This is a genomic window from Massilibacteroides sp. (genome assembly GCF_028705895.1).
Lineage (GTDB): Bacteria > Bacteroidota > Bacteroidia > Bacteroidales > Tannerellaceae > Massilibacteroides.
Map to the genome: position 1 here is coordinate 23,897 of NZ_JAQWCQ010000033.1, position 15,379 is coordinate 39,275.

At 35.2% G+C, this 15,379-nt stretch carries 12 protein-coding genes; 9 read left to right on the plus strand and 3 right to left on the minus strand.

The genetic code is table 11. The annotated features are described in order from the left end of the window. Positions 1-1,039: 1,039 nt before the first annotated feature. Entirely contained in the window at positions 1,040-3,283 is a 2,244-nt protein-coding gene (locus PHT93_RS09610; protein WP_300242216.1) for an amino acid permease, read from the minus strand. 143 nt (positions 3,284-3,426) lie between these two features. Here PHT93_RS09610 and PHT93_RS09615 point away from each other — a divergent pair, with 143 nt between their 5' ends. Next, positions 3,427-4,920, plus strand: coding sequence for a capsule assembly Wzi family protein (locus tag PHT93_RS09615; protein ID WP_300242219.1), 1,494 nt, complete (start codon positions 3,427-3,429; stop codon positions 4,918-4,920). Positions 4,921-4,929: 9 nt separating this feature from the next. Here PHT93_RS09615 and PHT93_RS09620 read toward each other — a convergent pair whose 3' ends face one another. Next, positions 4,930-5,670 (minus strand): lysophospholipid acyltransferase family protein, encoded by a 741-nt coding sequence (locus PHT93_RS09620; RefSeq protein ID WP_363318642.1) that lies wholly within the window; start codon positions 5,668-5,670, stop codon positions 4,930-4,932. 133 nt (positions 5,671-5,803) lie between these two features. Between PHT93_RS09620 and PHT93_RS09625 the strand changes: the two genes are divergently transcribed. Continuing rightward, positions 5,804-5,977: a hypothetical protein gene (locus PHT93_RS09625; protein WP_300242223.1), complete on the plus strand. Its 174-nt coding sequence runs from the start codon at positions 5,804-5,806 to the stop codon at positions 5,975-5,977. A 63-nt stretch (positions 5,978-6,040) separates the two neighbouring features. Here the strand turns inward: PHT93_RS09625 and PHT93_RS09630 are convergent, their stop codons facing one another. Beyond that, a complete protein-coding gene (locus PHT93_RS09630) occupies positions 6,041-9,031 on the minus strand; it encodes a glycoside hydrolase family 3 N-terminal domain-containing protein (protein ID WP_300242225.1) in 2,991 nt (996 codons plus the stop codon). Between the two features lie 195 nt (positions 9,032-9,226). Here PHT93_RS09630 and rpsF point away from each other — a divergent pair, with 195 nt between their 5' ends. The 7 genes from rpsF (at position 9,227) to PHT93_RS09665 (ending at position 15,084) form a co-directional block, all read left to right on the plus strand. Then, positions 9,227-9,580 (plus strand): 30S ribosomal protein S6, encoded by a 354-nt coding sequence (gene rpsF / locus PHT93_RS09635; protein WP_300242227.1) that lies wholly within the window; start codon positions 9,227-9,229, stop codon positions 9,578-9,580. A gap of 2 nt (positions 9,581-9,582) precedes the next feature. Then, positions 9,583-9,852, plus strand: a complete 270-nt coding sequence (gene rpsR / locus PHT93_RS09640) for a 30S ribosomal protein S18 (RefSeq protein ID WP_300242229.1) — start codon at positions 9,583-9,585, stop codon at positions 9,850-9,852. Positions 9,853-9,874: 22 nt separating this feature from the next. Next, entirely contained in the window at positions 9,875-10,318 is a 444-nt protein-coding gene (gene rplI / locus PHT93_RS09645; RefSeq protein ID WP_300242231.1) for a 50S ribosomal protein L9, read from the plus strand. 222 nt (positions 10,319-10,540) lie between these two features. Further along, complete coding sequence (locus PHT93_RS09650) at positions 10,541-11,608, plus strand: N-acetylmuramoyl-L-alanine amidase (protein ID WP_300242233.1); 1,068 nt, start codon at positions 10,541-10,543, stop codon at positions 11,606-11,608. Between the two features lie 23 nt (positions 11,609-11,631). Beyond that, on the plus strand, positions 11,632-12,516 hold the full coding sequence (locus tag PHT93_RS09655) for an MlaD family protein (RefSeq protein ID WP_300242235.1): 885 nt from the start codon (positions 11,632-11,634) through the stop codon (positions 12,514-12,516). Between the two features lie 350 nt (positions 12,517-12,866). Further along, positions 12,867-14,264 carry a chromosomal replication initiator protein DnaA gene (gene dnaA, locus PHT93_RS09660; protein ID WP_300242240.1) on the plus strand — a complete coding sequence of 466 codons (1,398 nt, stop codon included), beginning with the start codon at positions 12,867-12,869 and terminating at the stop codon, positions 14,262-14,264. Positions 14,265-14,772: 508 nt separating this feature from the next. Then, a complete protein-coding gene (locus PHT93_RS09665) occupies positions 14,773-15,084 on the plus strand; it encodes an HU family DNA-binding protein (protein ID WP_300242237.1) in 312 nt (103 codons plus the stop codon). The last annotated feature ends 295 nt before the right edge of the window (positions 15,085-15,379 follow it).

Below are 15,379 nucleotides of genomic sequence, written 5' to 3' on the forward strand. Positions count from 1 at the left end.
GTCTTCTTTCGTCTTCTTTTTTGCTTATCTGCATCTCCGCATTCAATCACATAGCCCGCTATGCTCATTCATGCGGATATACAACTAAACAAAAAATAAAACGAAATAAGCCACGAATAAAAATTTAAACAGGCTCTTAATGAAGTTGTAAAAATAAAACAAATAAGTGTGTTTGTTTACACTTATGATGTGTTTTACAATATCTTTAATTTGAATTTATTCTCTGTTTTTTTTATACCTGATTTGGTATTTGGCGAAACATGTGAAGACAAGACAAAAAGAAACTATTTTAACCATTTTGCTTACGCACTTCAAAAGCACTTAACCTCATTTTTCTTTCGTTTATATAGTTTCAAACCAATAAATATTTCATAATGACAAAGAAAGACCGTTTTTTCACCAAAAACACAAAGGTTGTATTCCAAAATATAAAGATTATCTTCCGAGACATAAAGGTTATTTTTCGAAATATATCCTTTATCTTCAAAAAAGAGTAGCGTAATTTTGGATTTTTTACTTTTTGCAAATCTTAAAAAAACGGACATGCCGGATAATGTAATTTAAACAACATCTCCCGAACTCAGCTCTTCAGGCACATACTTCGTTGTTTTGTTAGAGAAGTCAGCCCAAAAAGCCTCATTTGCGATTGATGTCAATCCGACACAAAAACAGGTGATTTGCCAACATTTTGATTTTTTCAAACCAATAGCTCAGAGCAAACGCATCTAAGAGCCTGTTTAAATTTTTATAGGATATTTCTTGAGGGCTTGTTTCGGTCTTCTTTCGTCTTCTTTTTTGCTTATCTGCATCTCCGCATTTAATCACATAGCCCGCTATGCTCATTCATGCGGATATACAACTAAACAAAAAACAAATCGAAATAAGCCACGAATAAAAATTTAAACAGGCTCTTAAATTTCAAATGAAAGAACATGAAAGAGTTACGAACAATATAAAAAGATTCGTAAAATTCAAAACAGCCACTTAGAACCTTAACGCTTTTTTATATGGTAAAAGTGACTATATAAAAGGTGTTGGCTTATATTATTTCTTTCGATTGGGATGCATTCACAAATAATACATCCCCAATCTCATTGAACTCACTAAAGAAATCCATAGGCTCATGTTTGATAATCTCTTCTCTGAAGCCTATAAGAGTTAAGCCTGCCATACGGGATTTTTGACTTATAAGATTGTTTAGAGACTGACCTTCACCAAGTGTAACTATTTCAATATTGGCTAAAGTAATTGGTAGCCTTCCCTCTGCAATTCGCTCTGATAAACCTTCTTTAACCAGATCGCTTTCTCCTTTATTACTGGTGATAAATAGTTTTATATGGCTCTGTTTCCAATCCGGGTGAGCTATAATTATATACCCAAGCAGAATCATCAGGTTTGTATTCTTTTCATCTGTAGCCCGTATCCACACATGAATATCGTTCTTATTACGAATAGGATAGGTTGATTGAGCAAAAATACAAACATCAAAATTACCCGCTCTTGTCAAGTTTATATTGTCGATAATACGATTTAATTCTTCAGGTTGGTTTTTGTTGTATTCAAAAAGAACCATATTGTTTTCCATCCCTGAAATTGAAGGTGTCTGTATTACCTGAGCAATGGCTGAAGTATATGACGGTGATATCATTGTGTCGATATACAGAGCACTTCCTTCTCCGTGCTGACTCTTTATAAGTTGATGTAAAGTCTCTCTGGATTCTGCATAGGTTTGTTTACTGTAATAACCTTCAATAAAATGAAAATAAGTTCCAAAGCCATGTTGATGACTAATCCATTTCATTAGAATCAACACTTTATCCCGTTCGAATGAATTAGGAGAGATGCATATAACAGACGGTCTCCATTCTTCATTGTCCATCGTGTCTTGTTGTTTCTGTAAATAAACTCTCAATAACCGATTAAGCTGGAATAATGCCCCCCGGAAAATAGAGACAACTCCTTTTTCGCTCTTATTATAATGCTCGATAAAAAGATAAATAATAATGATGGCTAAATAAGAAAGTACAGTATAGATGGAGTCGATTTTGAACATTACCCATACGGAGAGGACAAAACCGCCAAGTGAGAAATACCATTTGGATTTAAAACGTGGTCGATAGGAAGGAGAGGAGCCGAAATGGTTTAAAAATGAGATGAGGCATAATGTACCGTAGGTAATCAGGAAAAACATGGTGATTACACTGGCTACAGCATTGATATTACCGAGGGAGACAAATATAAAAGCGATAGCAATAGAGACCAACGTTGCATTAAAAGGTTCATTTTTATCTCCTTTCCCTTTGGCTAAAAATTGATTGAGTTTAGGAAATGGAATGTTTTTATCTGTAGCTATTGCCTGCAATATACGGGGAGCTACCATGATGGAACCTACGGCTGAAGATAATGTACAGGCAGCCAGACCTAACGGAATGACGTATTCTCCAAATATTGTTATACGCGACATGATAAATTGATCTGCTATAAGATCTGCCTGCGGTGCAGATGTAGCCAGTTTCCAGACAACTAAAATATAGACAATCAGCCCGGTAATAGTGCCGGCCATCGTTCCGATAGGAATAGATTTACTTGGGTTTTTTAAATCCCCGCTCATGCCGACACCGGCTGTCATTCCGGTGAATGCCGGAAAACAAATGGCAAAAATAACAAAGAAGCTGTCTTTGTTTATAAAACTAAATAGATTGGGTGAAGCAGCGTCAACAAATTCATCTGTAGGTTCTATTGGCTTACCAAGGAAAAAAAGAAGTAGGGCGGCAAATAAGATAAAGTTTACTACATAAAGCATCTTAACCCCCATGCTGGATCCTTTTTGTAGCATGAGTAAAGCGAGAAGCAACAGCGAGGGAATACTAACTATCTGGCGTGGTAATTCATATCCGAACGTAGCTAACCACCAGTTGAATAGGGGAGTGAATGCCTCAGTAAACCCAATTATATAAAAGGCGAGGCTTATAACTTGCGAAAAATAAAGCGTAATACCTATTGTAGAACCGATTTTTAAACCAAACGACCGGGATATAATAAAATACTCTCCACCTCCTTCTACACGGGTATTTGTTGCAATTTCCGATACAGCTAAGGCTGTCGGTATTGTAATCAGGTGCCCGAGTAAAATAATGAATATAGCTCCCCAAAAACCGAGCGTACCGACAGCGTAGCCGAAGCGTAAGAATAAGACCACTCCCAGTATTGTGGAAATGGCAGTTAAGAAAACAGGTGCGACCCCGAATCCTGCGTTTGTATGTCTTTTCTCAGCGAGTTTCATATTTTTGATTTTTCAGATATGTAAAAATGCCCATTTTTTTTGAAACGAGCGATGTTTTTCTATGTTTAATTCTACTGTCTTGCTGTTCTTCAACCTTTCCTGAATAAATATATCTATATTTGCCCTAATAATATATCGAAAGAATGAAGATGAAATTCATATTTATCCTCTGTTTATTACTGTCGCTTTTTTCTCAAAATATTATTAGTCAGAATGATAGTGAACCGTCAGGAGAAACAAACTATTTTTTGGAGGCTATGGGATCTGCTGCAAGTGGAGAACAAACGCCTTTTTGGATTGTCAGTAATCGTAATGGGGTTGTTCCATTAGAATCTGGTAATGGATTATTGCGTGCCGGTGTTTTTCATCAACAGACATTGAAAGATGGATTCCGTTGGACTGCCGGACTTGATTTGGTAGGCGTAACACCTCGTTATCGAAATGTTTATATACAACAATTATATGTGGAATTAGGCTATAAAGCTATTCTGATTAGTCTCGGCAGCAAAGAACGCTATAATTCAATTGTGGATAAACGATTAAGTTCCGGTGATATGGTGTTTTCGCCCAATGCTCGTCCTATTCCTGAAATAAACTTTAGTATTCCAGAATATACAAATCTGCCTTATTCAAAAGGGTGGTTACAAGTAAAAGGTGATTTTGCAGTAGGACGCTCCTTTGACAAAAACTATCTTGAGAATTATACCTCTACATCCGATAATACAATAACGTATGTAAATGATGTGTTGTGGCATCATAAATCAGGGTTCTTGCGGATAGAAGATACAGAAAATGACGCTCCTTTGTTCGGTATTCTTGGTCTTGAACATTGGGCGCAATGGGGAGGAACTTCAACAAATCCCAAAATCGGGAAACAACCTCAATCCGTAAAAGATTTTATACGCGTTATTACGGGTAGTGAAGGAGGGAAGGGAGCCACTGCCTCAGATTCAATCAATGTCTTGGGTAATCATTTCGGAAGTTATTATTTTGGTTTAGGGTATAAGTTTCGTGATTTTGGTGTTTTACAGGCATATCATCAACATTTTTTTGAAGATTTATCGGGAATGGAACTATCTAACGGTATCGATGGTCTGTGGGGAGTTGAGCTAAAAACAAATCATATATCCTGGTTAAAAAAGATCGTTGTGGAATTTCTTACCACAAAAAATCAGAGTGGCCCGATGCATTTTATCAGTTTTGACAGAGAAAAACACCCCGGTCGTGGAGGAGGTGCAGATAATTATTTTAATAATGGAGAATATTCAACCGGGGCATCCTATTTTAATCGCGCTTTGGGTTCACCTTTAATTATATCACCTGAATATAATGGAAATGGAGAGATAGGATTTAAGAATAATCGGATGGAAAGCTGGCATTTAGGTGCTGAAGGCTCCTTTTCTTCACAACTGTCTTATCGCTTGCTGTTAACAACGATGACGGGATGGGGGCGTGCTTCAAAACCTTTTTTAGAAACAAAATCTTCTGTCGCTACGTTAGCTGAAGTGTACTATACTCATCCGAAACTTGAGGGATGGAAATTTGGAGGAGCGGTTGCTTTTGATACCGGTGATATGATTGAAAAGAATGCGGGTTTTAGTTTGTCTATTCGTAAAGAAGGGATATTGAAAAATTAGTAAAGTACTTTATTTGTATTTTTCCCAAAGTGCAGAGGTTATCGTTTTCTGGGTTTCGTCAGCAATATGTTGTAACTCTTTTTTCTGCGAAGATTCGATTCCTTCAAGACTGACAGGAGGATGGATGATCATCTCCATCGAATGTCTTTTTAGGTTTAGAGAATTAATCGGAAGTACATCATAAGGGCCGTTTAATGTAATAGGAATAATTGAAAGATGCTGATCTACGGCCATCTGAAATGCTCCTTTCTTAAAGCGGATCATCTTTCCGTCATAAGTACGGGAGCCTTCCGGAAATATTGCTATTGATGCTCCGTTTCGTAATGAACGTTCGGCTTCCAATATCGTTTTTGCTGCAGCTTTGGGTGTCGAGTTATCTACAAAGATAAATCCGGCTGCACGACAAGCTGCACCGACAAAGGGAATTTTTCCTAATCCGGCTTTCATAACCCATTTGATCGGGACTCCCAAAAAACCATAAATAAGAAAAATATCAAATGCTCCCTGATGGTTTGCTACAAAAATATAAGATTGGGTTTTATCAATGTGTTCTCGTCCGCGCACTTTAACCGGACATAAGGCAAGATAACAAGTTAATCGCGACCAGATCATGCCCGGATAATAGGCAAATATTTTTTCTCCACCCAACAGACATCCTACAATAACTGTAATAGCTGTTAGTATGGTGAGCACCAGAAATATTGGAACAAAAATTAAACAAACATATATTTTATAGATAAGCCTCCACATAGTAGTGCGATTTGATTACAAATATAAACTCTAAAATGACCGGATTCATTATTTTTCGTCTAAAATATTTTTGCAATCGGGTTATTATTGCTTTATTTGTGCTAAGAAAAAAATTACATAAAATTCTGTAACCATGAAACAGTTAATGAAGTATCTTGGAGTTATAGTTCTTTTAATAGGTGTTGCAATTCTTGCAATACCAGCTATACAAGGTTCTATGAGTAATACTATTCTTATAGTAGGTTTTATCACAATTATTTTGGGTTACCTTGGTCATATTGTGATAAATAAAAGACTTGAGGAATAACTATCTCCTTTAAGACATAAAAAAGCTATTGTGGAAACGCAATAGCTTTTTTGTGTTTATACCCTATAGGGTTTCAATTGACTTGTAGATCGCATCCTGTATGCGTGTACGTATATCCAATGTTCCCAGTTTGTTGTTGGCTCGCGTTGGAAATACGCGATTACTCAGAAATATGTAAATCAACTTATTGTCAGGATCTATCCAGAAACATGTGCCCGTAAATCCGGTGTGCCCGTAAACCGAAGGAGGCGCAAGAACTCCACAAGGTGAAATCTTCGGATTTCCGACAAGAGGCTTGTCAAATCCTAATCCGCGACGGCTGACTGGACTTTTGGAGCTTGTAAATAAACGAGTTGTTTCTGCAGACAAAAAACGTTCACCTCCATAAGTTCCTTGTTCAAGCAGCATTTGTGATATCTTTGCGATATCGTTAGCGGTGGAGAATAGTCCCGCATTACCCGATACTCCTCCTTGAAATGCTGCAGCTTCATCATGTACGTATCCCTGAAGTAACTGACGCCTGACAAAACCATCCTTTTCTGTAGGAGCAATCTGCATTGTATCTATATAATGTAAAGGGTTATAAAAAGTGTAGCGTGTGCCGAGCCGTTTAAAAAAGTTAGTTTCTAAGTATTTATCCATAGCCATTCCTGAAACCTTTTCTGTTATCATTTTCAATAAAATGAAATTGATGCAGCTGTAAACATATTTGCCTCTTTTAGATAGTTTCGATTCTTTTATTGTTTGCATGATGGTATCCTTAAAAGAATCATGTACAAAGAGATTTCTTGCAACTTCAGTAGTGAAACCCGGTTTGGAAATGGGGGAGACTAAAGATGGCAAATATGAAAAGTCATTTCTCACGTAAGTACGTGAATCAAATTGTACGGGATGAGTCGAGTTTTTGGTTTTACTATATAAACTACCCGAATAGCTTTCTTTATCAATTGCACTAAGATAAAAGTTAATTGAGGACTTCAGTCCGGATTGATGATATAGTAACTCCTTTATTGTTAAATCTTTTTTGTTTGAATCTTTAAGTTCAGGAAGAAATTCTGAAATTTTATTGTTGAGTGTAAATTTCTTATCATCATATGTTTTCATTACAGAGAGTAATGTACCTGCGGCTTTTGACATAGAAGCTATATCGTAAACTGTTTTTTCTGTTACCGGATGATCGAATCCATCATCTTTATACCCAAATGATTTGTTATAAACAATCATTCCGTCCTTAGCTACCAGAACCTGACATCCCGGGAATGCCTTTTCTTCTAATCCCTCTTCCACAATCTTGTCAATAACATCTAATCTGTCCGCGTTTAAACCGACTTCTTCTGCTTCATGATAACCTAAGCGAGTTTTGTCAGTGAATAACCCTGTTCCCGGTATATAAAGATCCGGAATGGTCACAGGGAGTTTCCCTTTGGCTTGTATTCCTCCAAAAATTAGCTGAGCTGCATATTCTTGAGCTAAAGGAGTACTTTCGTAAGCCATAAGCACTGCTTGAGCCTTTTCTATGCTCTTCGCATAAGACTTGCAAAAATAGGGGATCGTAAAAAATGAATAAATGAATTCTTTCTCGGCAGCCAGTTTACGCAACGCTTCACTTTCAGGTACACGGACTGTATGAACCCCACAGATTATCATATCATATTTTGCCAATTGAGTATAAACCTGTCTGACCTGAGCTTCTGTTGATCTAACTCCAATGCTAAAACACGCCACTGAATCGTATCTGTTCAACATCTCCTGAAAAGGATTTCCGGTGTCATTCCCTATCGATAAAACAGCAATGCTTTTCTTATCGAGTTGTTTTAGTGGAACAATATTATTGTCGTTTTTTAATAAAGTTAAGGCTTCCGCATTTAAGCGGGCTGTTATCCATGCTGCATGAGGAGAATTAAGTCTTTTTTCCAAACCCTGTAATTCTATAGCCTTATAGTTGTTAAGTCCGGTAATGTACTTGTAGCGAAGTATCTTTAGACATTTATCTTCAATATCTTTTATGTCGAGAATGTTTTCTTCTAAAGCCTCTTTTACTGCTTTGAAATCTGAAATAGGATTTGCCGGAGCCAACAAAATATCATTACCTGCCAAAAGAGCCATCACGGAAGGATTGTCTTTCTTATTTGCTGAAGCTCCTTTCATTGCTAACGCATCAGTGAAACATAGACCACGAAATCCAAGTTCCTTTTTCAGAAGTCCGTTCACAATTTTAGGAGATAAGGACGTAGGTCGGTTTTTGGTGTTATCAAGAGCCGGGATGGATAGATGCGCCGTCATCATTCCCGAGAATCCTTCATATATATATTGTTTGAATGGTGCTAACTCTATTTTATCTAAGCGTTCTCTTCCATGACGGACAACCGGCAATGTATAATGAGAATCGTCATTTGTGTCACCATGTCCGGGGAAATGTTTGGCAACAGCAATTATTCCACCACTTTCTAACCCCCGAGCGTAAGCAATTCCTTTATCTGCTACAGCTTGCGGATTTTCTCCGAATGACCGGAGTCCGATTACTGGGTTGTCTGTATTACTGTTTACATCAATATCCGGTGCAAAATTGATTTGGATTCCCATCTCTTGACATTGACGAGCAACCTCTTCTCCATATTTCCGGATTAATCCATCGTCCTCAATAGCTCCTAACATCATGTTTTTAGGAAAACGAGTAGTTTCACTTAATCTCATAGAAAGTCCCCATTCACCATCTAAGGATATAAATAAAGGAACTTTAGATGCCTTTTGCAAACGGTTAGTAACGGATGCCTGAGTAACCGGATTACCCTTGTGAAATAATATTCCTCCGATTTTTATATCATTTATATAACGTAGAAGTTTCTGCATATTCCGATTATCCGATTTCGGATCGGCTATTATCATAAACAATTGTCCGATTCGTTCATCATATGTCATCGAATCAAAAACAGAATCTACCCAATGATTCATCTTTTTTGTATCTGTTTTGGCATATAAATCCGGGTCAGCTTGGGCGTTTCCCGATAAAATACTCGAAATACAAAGGCATGTAATATATATATATTGTCTCATCTTCAAATTACCTCTTCACTAATAGGACTTCAAAAATAGGTAAAAAAATGGGTTTATACATGTTCTTGTGATGATGCTTTATCTTTGCACTAAGAAAGTGTGACAGATTTTATAGGAAAAAGGTTTTGTTGTACAAATAATTATCTCTACCTTTGCACCGCAAATTTTATTAATCATATAAATAATTAAGGTAGTATGAATAATTACGAAACCGTTTTCATTTTGACTCCCGTTTTGTCTGAAGCACAGATGAAGGAAGCGGTAGAAAAATTCACGAGCCTTCTAAAAGCAGAAGGAGCTGAAATCGTGAATGAAGAAAATTGGGGCCTGCGAAAATTAGCTTATCCTATTGAAAAGAAAACCACTGGTTTTTATCAATTGGTAGAGTTTAAGGCAAACCCGGAAACAATTGCGATGTTGGAAATTAACTTCCGTCGTGACGAACGTGTAATCCGTTTCTTGACATTCCGTCAAGATAAATATGCCGCAGAATATGCCGCTAAGAGAAGAGCATTGAGATCATCTAAAGAAACAGTAAAGGAGAATTAATTATGGCAGCACCTCAATCAGAAATAAGATATTTAACACCACCTTCAGTAGATGTTAAAAAGAAGAAATATTGCCGTTTCAAAAAAAGCGGTATCAAGTATATCGATTACAAAGATCCTGAATTCTTGAAGAAGTTTTTGAACGAACAGGGTAAAATCCTTCCACGCCGTATTACCGGTACTTCTTTGAAGTTCCAACGTCGTGTTGCTCAGGCAGTGAAAAGAGCACGCCATTTGGCATTGCTTCCTTATGTAACCGATTTAATGAAATAATTTAAAAGAGAGGAGACAGAATATGCAAGTTATTTTGAAAGAAGATGTAGTAAATTTAGGCTACAAAGACGATATCGTAACTGTGAAAGATGGTTACGGACGTAACTTTCTAATCCCTCAGGGAAAAGCAATTATTGCTTCTGAATCAGCACGAAAAGTGCTGGCTGAAAACCTGAAACAACGCGCTCATAAATTGGCAAAGATTAAAGAAGATGCACAAGCTCTTGCTGCACAGTTAGAAGGTGTTTCTTTAACAATCGGAGCAAAGACAAGTTCTTCAGGAACAATATTTGGTTCTGTAACGAATATTCAGATAGCAGAAGCTTTGGAAAAAGCTGGTCATCCGGTTGATCGTAAGGTGATTTATATCAAAGAAGCTGTTAAAGAAGTAGGAAGTTATAAAGCTATTCTTAAACTACACAAAGAAGTTTCTGTAGAAATACCTTTTGAAGTAGTTTCTGAATAATAAAAGAATATGCTTCCCCCAGTAGGGTGAGTAAAATAAATGCCGGGTATTATAAGTTTTCTTATGATACCCGGTTTCTTTATTTTGATGGTAGATTTTTGTCTTTCATAAATAATGATAAAACTCATGCGGAATCCCTAAAATAAGCTACATTTGCCATATTGAAAATATAAGTTTGAAGTAATCGTGCGTAAATATCTTCTTTTATATATCAATCTTCTGATGGTTGTATTTGTTTTTATACCTGAGGCGCACGCCAAGGAGAAGACATTTACTATTGTAATAGACCCTGGACATGGTGGAAAAGATCCCGGAGCTATCGGTTATTCGGCAAAGGAAAAAACGATAAATCTGGCTGTAGCCTTGCTTTTGGGAGATATGATTGAAACGGAACAGCAGGATACAAGGGTTGTCTATACTCGGAAAACGGATCGTTTTATTGAATTAGATGAAAGAGCAAATATTGCAAATAGGAATAAAGCAGATTTGTTTATTTCTATTCATGCAAACTCTGTTAAACGTGGAAGTTCTGTGAGTGGAACGGAAACGTTTACTTTAGGATTGGCAAGAACGCAGGAAAATCTTGAAGTTGCAATGCGTGAGAACTCAGCTATACTTTTAGAAGATAACTATCTGCAAAAATATGAAGGCTTTGATCCTACATCGACAGAGTCTTATATCATATTTGAGTTTATGCAGAATAAACATATGGAGCAAAGTATTGATTTTGCATCTTCGATTCAAAAGGAATTTGTTAAACAGAAAAGAGCAAACCGGGGAGTTAAACAAGGAGGATTGCTTGTATTGAGAAAGACAAGTATGCCTGCTGTTCTTGTTGAGTTGGGTTTTATCTCTAATCGTGAAGAAGAACGTTTTATGGCATCTGTCTCCGGACAGAAGAAATTAGCTAAAGCTTTATATAGTGCTTTTACAAGGTTTAAAAGTGAATATGACCGGAAAAGAGGAGTGTTGAGTGTGAATGAAAGTCAATCAACAAAAAACAATTTCACAGATGTCAGTTCTGAAAAACCTGTGATAACTCCTCAAAAAGCAGCTAAGGTGGTCTATAAAATACAAATATTAGCATCCGATAAAAAAATAGCGGATAATTCTAAAGAATTTAAAGGGTATAAAAATATAGATTTCTATAAAGAAAAAGGTCTTTATAAATATACATACGGAGAAAGTACGGATTTTAACGAGATTCGTCTTTTGAGGCGAAAAATGGCTAAAGATTTTAAAGATGCGTTTATTATCGAGTTTGTGGATGGTGTAAAAGTTAATAGGTAAAAGGTATAATATAATTAAATAAGATGAAACTAAGATTTACAAAAGAAGCTAAAATAGGATTAGTAACTATTATCAGTCTTGCTTTGCTTTATATGGGGATAAATTATTTAAAAGGAATAAATCTTTTTAAACCTTCAAATCATTACTTTGTGTCTTGCTCAAATGTAAAAGAAGTGACTATATCCAGCCCGGTTTTTGTTGAAGGTTTTAAAGTTGGTTTGGTTCGTGCTATTTCATACGATTATGAGTCCACAGATAAAATTATTGTAGAGATAAGCCTTGAAGAAGAAATGAAGATAAATAAAGGTAGCTATATCTCTATTGAAAAGAGTTTGTTGAGCGGTGGAGAACTGCATTTGCATCTGAATAAACATGTAGATGACTATCTGAAATCCGGTTCTACTATTGAAGGACGGAATGGTGAAGATATGATGGCTTCGGTTCAAGGTAAAATATTGCCAAGTGTAGAACAGCTATTACCAAAAATTGATTCAATATTGTCAGGTTTACAATTAGTGCTAAATCATCCTGCTTTGACAAATTCTCTTACGCAAATAGAAAATACGACTAAAAACCTTAACCAATCAGCAATTCAGCTAAATACTATTCTTCGCAATGATATCCCTGTTATTGTTGGAAATCTTAAAACAATATCCTCTGATTTTACTGAAGTTAGTGAAGGATTGAAGAGTATTAATTTCCCGGAAACAATGAATCTTGTTAATACAACAATTGAAAATTTGAAATTAACGACTGAAAAACTTAATTCAAAAGATAATAGTATGGGATTGTTGTTGAACGACAAAGAACTATATCTGAATTTAAATGAAACAAGTAGTAATGCTTCGAAATTGTTGTTTGACTTGCGTGAAAATCCTAAACGATATGTTCATTTTTCTATCTTTTAAAATTAAAGAATAGTTTTGGCCTTTTTTTCTTATTTAGAATGGTTCTATTTTAAATAAAAAAAATGTTTTGCTTTAAACTCCTATAAATAAGATAAGTATGAGTTTGTGAAGAATTGCTTTTTTATCGTTGATAATTCCTTAAAACGTGGTGATAAGCAGTTTAATTCAACGAACTGTTTGTGTTCTTCAATAAAACAGTGAGCTTTTAAACTAAGATGTGCTAAGTCATTGACTTTAAATAGCCTATTGAAATATGAAAAAACACAAAAAAATAGTCCTTTTTTTTTTGGAATTTATTTCTAAACTTTGTGATACGTTTATAGAAAAAGTTATTGTTGGAAGTTGAAAAGATGCAGACTAATTACCAAATATTGTGGGACAAATGCTTGGCCGTTATTAAGGATATAGTACCTGAAGCCGCTTTTAATACTTGGTTTTTACCTATTACACCTCTTTCATTTGAAGAAAATAAATTTACCATTCAGGTACCTAGTCAGTTCTTCTATGAATATCTTGAGGAAAAATATGTAAATGTATTGAAAGTGACCCTGTATAGGGTAATAGGACAAGGGACAATTCTTAATTATCGTGTAATGGTGGATAGAACAACAGGAGGAACTGTTGATTATCCAGCAGAAAATGGTTCTATGGTAATTAAGAAAGTAGCACCTAAAGATATTAATAAAGCTCCCAATCCTTTTGTTCAACCTGCTCCTCAGGATCTTGATCCTCAATTAAATCCCAAATATACGTTTGATAATTATTTTGAGGGAACGAGCAATCGGTTGGTGCGTACTGCCGGTGAGGCTGTAGCCCAAAATCCGGGGAAAACAACTTTTAATCCTTTGTTTGTATTTGGTCCTTCTGGCGTTGGTAAGACACACTTATGCCATGCCGTTGGAACACGTATAAGAGAAATACATCCTGAGAAAAAGGTTTTATATGTTTCCTCTCATCTGTTTCGTATTCAGTTTACTGATGCAATCCGAAAAAATACAACAAATGATTTCTTGAATTTCTATCAGAATATAGATGTTTTAATCCTTGACGATATTCAGGAATTGATAGGGATGGATAAAACACAGAATACATTCTTTCATGTATTTAATCATTTACATCAATTAGGAAAACAACTTATTCTGACTTCTGATAAAGCCCCTGTAGATTTGATGGGAATGGAGGAACGTTTAGTTACTCGTTTGAAATGGGGATTAACGGCTGAATTGTATCGACCTGACCCGGATTTAAGAAGGAAGATATTAAAAAATAAAATTAATCATGATGGTATTGTAATACCTGATGAGGTTTTTAATTTTATTGCTGATAATGTGACCGAAAATGTTCGTGATTTAGAAGGAATATTGGTTTCTTTGATGGCCAATGCAGTCATTAATAATAGAGAAATTGATCTTCCGTTAACGAAGAGAGTAATCGGACAGGCTGTACGCATGGAAAAGAAACAAATTTCTGTACAAATGATTCAAGAGGTTGTCTGCAATTTTTATAATCTTGAGTTAACAGCTATTCAAACTCGATCCAGAAAAAGAGAAATTGTACAAGCACGTCAGGTTGCGATGTTTTTAGCAAAGAAATATACTGATTGTTCTTTTTCTCATATTGGTAAAATTGTAGGTAAAAAGGATCATGCTACAGTTCTTCACGCATGTAAAACTATAAAAGACCAAATTGAAACAAATAAATCATTTCGTTCTTCAATTGAAGAAATTGAGAAATTACTAAAGAATTGATTTTGCCTTAACTCCTGCTTGAATAATATATTGACCGAATTATTCTGATACCGTTTCTCAAAAATATTCTTTTTGAGAGTAAATTTCCGTTGTTGTTTATAAAAACTTATAACATTTACAGTTGAAAACTTGTTATATAAAAAATAAGTTTATTGGGCATAGTAAAGGTATGAATACTCTTATAATTACAAGTGATAGCTACTTTTATTGAAATTCAATGATGTTGTTTGTTTGTGAAGCTCTTTATTTGCTACGGTAGCACATAGGTGTTGGTGTAACTTTAAACTTTGTTGTTGTTTTATTTGTTTGTAATGCTTATAATCTCTTGATAATAAATAATGTTTACATTTGGTATTAAAAGATTATGTTTTACATTTGTATGAAATAGAGTTGCTTTAAAATGTGATTTTTTATAATGTATTTTGAACAACACTTGCCTGATTATAATTTAGAATTTTATTGTGTTAGATATAATTGTATTAATTTAGTTATTTTAAAAAATCAGATCATGAACAAAGCAGAGTTAACAAAAAATCTGGCTAACAGGATGTCAGTAACTCAATCTCAATCTCAAAAATTCCTGGATACATTTCAAGAAATACTAAGTGAGGAATTGAAAAAAGATAATAATTTATCCTTATTAGGATTTGGTGTGTTTTCTCCATGGAAACAAACAGAACGTATTGGTCGTAACCCTCGTACTGGAGTGGAATGTGTAATTAAGCCTCGATTAAGCGTGAAATTTAAACCTGCAACGCGTTTTCTTGAGACATTAAATGATGAAACGAAGAAGAAAAATGGTAAAGTAAAAACTAAATAATAATTTTATAAGTGGTTTTTTATCATACCCTTATGAAAAAGATGTTTTTTTTTGCAGTTTTGTTTGGATTGTATAGATAAAAACATCTATCTTTGCACCCGCAATCAAGGTAAAATCCTTATTATTGCAGAGCGAAAGCGCGATCTTTGAAAGATTTACATAACAACAAAAAAGTAGTACAATATCTCTGTTTGTAAGAATAGAGAAGGAAGGGAAATTGAAATAAGATATCCCGTTCAATAAATACAGGTACATTACAATAAATCAAGGAAGTAAATAGCTATCCAAAGAGCAA

Coding starts and splice junctions, on each gene's coding strand:
- PHT93_RS09610 (WP_300242216.1), bottom strand. CDS start 3,283: ATGAAACTCGCTGAGAAAAGACATACAAACGCAGGATTCGGGGTCGCA.
- PHT93_RS09615 (WP_300242219.1), top strand. CDS start 3,427: ATGAAGATGAAATTCATATTTATCCTCTGTTTATTACTGTCGCTTTTT.
- PHT93_RS09620 (WP_363318642.1), bottom strand. CDS start 5,670: ATGTGGAGGCTTATCTATAAAATATATGTTTGTTTAATTTTTGTTCCA.
- PHT93_RS09625 (WP_300242223.1), top strand. CDS start 5,804: ATGAAACAGTTAATGAAGTATCTTGGAGTTATAGTTCTTTTAATAGGT.
- PHT93_RS09630 (WP_300242225.1), bottom strand. CDS start 9,031: ATGAGACAATATATATATATTACATGCCTTTGTATTTCGAGTATTTTA.
- rpsF (WP_300242227.1), top strand. CDS start 9,227: ATGAATAATTACGAAACCGTTTTCATTTTGACTCCCGTTTTGTCTGAA.
- rpsR (WP_300242229.1), top strand. CDS start 9,583: ATGGCAGCACCTCAATCAGAAATAAGATATTTAACACCACCTTCAGTA.
- rplI (WP_300242231.1), top strand. CDS start 9,875: ATGCAAGTTATTTTGAAAGAAGATGTAGTAAATTTAGGCTACAAAGAC.
- PHT93_RS09650 (WP_300242233.1), top strand. CDS start 10,541: ATGGTTGTATTTGTTTTTATACCTGAGGCGCACGCCAAGGAGAAGACA.
- PHT93_RS09655 (WP_300242235.1), top strand. CDS start 11,632: ATGAAACTAAGATTTACAAAAGAAGCTAAAATAGGATTAGTAACTATT.
- dnaA (WP_300242240.1), top strand. CDS start 12,867: ATGCAGACTAATTACCAAATATTGTGGGACAAATGCTTGGCCGTTATT.
- PHT93_RS09665 (WP_300242237.1), top strand. CDS start 14,773: ATGAACAAAGCAGAGTTAACAAAAAATCTGGCTAACAGGATGTCAGTA.